Raw genomic sequence first — 3,150 nt, 5'->3', positions numbered from 1 at the left:
AACGACACCACGATCAAGGGTGCGCAGGCGATCGGCGACACCGTGCTGGCCAAGGTCGGCGGCGACCTGCTGATCCAGAGCGAGCAGGATACCAACGACTACAAGAGCAAGCAGCAGCAGGCAGGCGTGCAATTGGTCTACGGCTATAGCACCGGGGGCAACGCCAGCGGCTATTACAGTCAGCAGAAGATCGACAGCAGCTACACCAGCGTCAAGGAGCAGAGTGGAATCCAGGCTGGTAACGGTGGGTTTGACGTTGCCGTTGGCGGCGACACGCACCTGATCGGTGGCGCCATCGCCAGCACCGCCGATGCCGAGATAAACCGCCTGACCACCAATAGCCTGACTGTCGAGGACGTGCAGAACAAGGCGGAGTACAAAGCCAGCAGCGTCGGAGTCAGCTCGGACATGGCGTCCAGTGCGACGAAGGCAGCGCTTGGAGCCGCCCTGAGTCTGGCTGGAGGTCAGAACGGCAGCACCACCAGCGTCACCAAGAGCAGCGTCTCCGCAGGGTCGATCGAAGTTCGCAACGAAGACGACTCGGCGGTCGCAAACCTGGATCGTAAAGCGACTGAGCTGCAGCAGTCCGGTCTGAAGCAGATCTTCGACGAACGTAAAGTCCAAGATCAAATGGAGATGGCCAAGGTCGCGGGGGAGGTTGGCTTCCGCACGGTTGGAGCGATTGGAGACGCGCTGACCAGCAAATACAAGGACGCCGCACTCGTTGCCGATGGCGCTGAAAGGCAATTGAAGCGTGACAATCTGACTCCGGAGCAGCGCGCCCTAATCCAGCAGAACCTGGACACTGCCAAAGCCACCATGGCGGAGTACCAGGAGCAAAACGATCTCTGGAAAGACGGCTGAACCGGTAAGACACTGATGCACGCCGTCGCGGGTGCGATCGCTGCGAGCCTTGGTGGCGGAAATGCGATGCAAGGCGCGCTAGGTGCAGGCGCCGCGGAACTTGCGCGCCCGCTTACCGAAGGTGAATCGAAGCTTGTGCAGAACCTGGTCAGCGCGTTGGTCGGCGGTGTCGCCGGCGGCGAGACTGGCGCCGGCGTTGCAGTGGATGGAGAGAACTTCAACCGGCAGCTGCATCCGGACGAGCTGAAGAAGATCAATGCCAATGCTGCCACGTTCGCAGCGATGGAATGTGGCGACGCATGCACACCACAACAGGTGGAAGCCGCGCGGCAGCGCCTGATCGTCCAGGCCATGCGTCAAACGGACAGCCGTTGGGACAGCATCCTAGGTATGGGGGGACTAGTCGCCCAGGACGGAAATGCACAAAGTTTCCTGTCATCAATCACACAGACCAAGGGCAATTACACAGACTTTGGCGCCGACTGGGCCCAGTACAACGATCACTCGATGTTCGCCGACGCCTTGCGTGGCACACCAGCGCTTGATCAGGTGTACGGCGCAGTGCTGCGCACCGCAACGAGTCAGGATGACCAGCGCCACTTGCTGCAGGCGCTGAACCGCACGGATGCTGGCTGGACCGATGACTATGTCCATGGCGTCTTGAACCGAGACGCATGGGCCATCGGGACGACCTTCACTGGCGATGTCGGGTTCGTCGCGGATGTAACGCACAAGCTGGCGACGGGCGATGCGAAGGGCGCTCTCAGTGCGGTCGCCGGGGCCGTGGTGCTGTCCAAGGTCGGTGAGTTGGGTGGAATCGTTGCCGGCAAGGCTGTCACGATCATTAAGGAAGCGTTGAATTCAACCAAGGGCGCTTCTGATTCCGTGCTGCCTTTGGTGGTGAAGGAGACTGCAACGACCGGCACTGCGGGAAATGTACTCACTGAAGTACCGTTGTTGAAGCCAGAGGCGCCCAACCCTAACAGCGTGGTGGATGTGCCCAGAGGCAATGAAATCGATACCTCTGGTTTGGCTGGCTTCCCTGAGGTGCCTCCTGGCTATAGCAGGTTGAAGTCGGGAGGAGCCGCCGCGAATGAGACAGGGGGGCTGCCCGAAGGATACCGTCGGCTAGTAAGCAATGATGGTGAAAATGTTATCCAGGGGCCTGCAGGAGAGATCTATGGAAGTGAAGAACTACTTACGCAGGCTTTAAAGTCCGACGTAAAGTTTGTTCCTTCGGATCCGGTTAAAGTGTCAGATGCCCACAGCGTTAATACGATAACAGAGGACACTAGGTTCGGCGCTGGAAATCGTACTGTCGCTAAGACTGTCGCCAAGGGAGACGTAAATCTTCAGATTGATATTGATGAGATTAGTGCAGGTAAAGCGAAATTGCTTGAAAATGGTGATGTCTTAACTTCATCTGGGCGCGTGTACGGAACTCATCCGGGAAGCTCTACAGTATTTCCTAAGAGCGGCCCAGGATTAATTCAATTATCGCAAGCAGAGTTTGGGGTTTACAAAGAGATGATAAAAAGCGGCGGTTTGCAAAACAATGCACTCAAGCGTTTGGAGGCCCTTTTGAAATCTGGAAACAAAGGAGTTGATGAATTTTCTGAAGAAAAGCTTGTTGAACTATTTGGGAGTAAGAAATGAGCATTTCCCTTTTTGAAATTTCCCTGAAAGAAAAATTCATTTTTACGGACTTGGCTGCCGTGATACCGGCCTGCATAGGTAGGGGAGTAAAATACACGGTCGAATATGAGTCCTTTTTTTCTCTTTCCCTGGAGGAACAGGAGGTTTCAGTTGGGCTTGAGTTTGTATATTCTAGAATTGGTTACAAGACATTAATTAATGGCATTTCTTGCGTTGATTTATCTGGAAAAGCATTAGGCGAGTTCGCATCTCGCATTTCTATTGCTCTAGAAACAGAGGTGGTAATTGGGGACTACATTATGGATACTGAGATCGCCACGGGGCGTTATCTCATATATTATCCAGATGGATCAATTAGACATGCTTACGAAATAAAGAATGGCGATGGCATATTTGATGTAACTGTCGCAGACTAGGAATGTGTCTGTACAAGAAACAGATCCAAGTGTGGCTGATTAAAATATAAATTGGTGTATTTATCTTCGTTTTGATTGCTTTAGGTCTTGAAGGACTGAAAAGTCCAGTTTTCAATGCTCGTGCATTCACGCTGCTATCGATGTCTTCTCTGTTTTGGGTAGCGCAGTGCTTTAGAGGTGCTGGGCGACAGCCGCACCGTCACCGACCAGAGCC

The 3,150-nt window shown here is 54.1% G+C and carries 3 protein-coding genes; all 3 read left to right on the top strand.

The genetic code is table 11. The features are described 5' to 3' along the window. Positions 1-864: hemagglutinin repeat-containing protein (locus tag D588_RS26100; RefSeq protein ID WP_198526735.1), on the top strand; the 864-nt coding region annotated here is incomplete at its 5' end. Positions 865-879: 15 nt separating this feature from the next. After that, entirely contained in the window at positions 880-2,520 is a 1,641-nt protein-coding gene (locus D588_RS27740) for a hypothetical protein (protein WP_157836435.1), read from the top strand. Further along, positions 2,517-2,936 carry a hypothetical protein gene (locus D588_RS27735; RefSeq protein WP_157836434.1) on the top strand — a complete coding sequence of 140 codons (420 nt, stop codon included), beginning with the start codon at positions 2,517-2,519 and terminating at the stop codon, positions 2,934-2,936. The genes D588_RS27740 and D588_RS27735 overlap by 4 nt, the downstream gene beginning before the upstream one ends. Positions 2,937-3,150 lie beyond the last annotated feature (214 nt).

Source organism: Xanthomonas sp. SHU 308, assembly GCF_000364645.1.
Classification (GTDB): Bacteria; Pseudomonadota; Gammaproteobacteria; order Xanthomonadales; family Xanthomonadaceae; genus Xanthomonas_A; species Xanthomonas_A sontii.
This window is presented reverse-complemented; position numbering and strand designations above follow the sequence as displayed.